Below are 679 nucleotides of genomic sequence, written 5' to 3'. Positions count from 1 at the left end.
TTTATACATGCGCAAACACCGCTATGCCTTGAATCCGGGTTTAATTGGCTGGAAAACCTTTTTGTTTACGCTCATTTACGGTATTTGGCAGAGCATTATGCTGCCCATTCTCATTCTGGTATTTAATATCGCTATGTTCGCTCATGTTGATATTAATGAATATCTTGCTTTGCTGGTCGTTCAGTACATTATCTATCTAATTTATGCGCTGCTACTTTATGGCTTATTTATGTATATGGTGTCAGAGCGCAAAGTGCAGGACTTTAAAGCGCTGCTGTTCATGCCGCTTTATCCTTTTTATGGCTTATGTATGCGCATGGCGACAGTATTTTTTACTTTGAATGAACTGGTACGGCGGGGGCATGAAGAAAGCAATATGGCTCCGTGGTGGGTTTTGGCGCGAGGAAAACGCTTCTAATGAAAGTTGAATTTAAACATGAAAAGCAGCATGACCCGACGCGTCAAACGGGTTTTAAGGTTTCTTACGCGCCAGCTAAAAGGGCAACGTTCAAGATGCGTTGGTACCTTTTGGTATTGCTGGTTGTTAGCCCCGTCGTGTACGTATTTTGGCATTTTTTCAATGCCGATATATTAGTAAAAGCGGATGGTATTCTAACGAGTGAGCCGGTGACGATATTCGCACGCGATGAGGGGGTTGTTGTTGATATTGGCTATCAAC

Annotated in this window: 2 protein-coding genes; both read left to right on the top strand. The window is 42.7% G+C overall.

All coding sequences use genetic code 11. From position 1 onward, the window contains the following. On the top strand, nt 1–418 hold a 418-nt coding region (locus A3750_RS25985; protein ID WP_197474940.1), incomplete at its 5' end, for a hypothetical protein. After that, the coding region (locus tag A3750_RS06135) for a hypothetical protein (protein WP_197474939.1) at nt 418–679 on the top strand (262 nt) is incomplete at its 3' end. The genes A3750_RS25985 and A3750_RS06135, both read left to right, overlap by 1 nt.

The sequence above is a fragment of the Oleiphilus sp. HI0079 genome (assembly GCF_001635105.1).
Note: the sequence above shows the minus strand (reverse complement) of the source record. Positions and strands in the feature narration are given on the sequence as shown.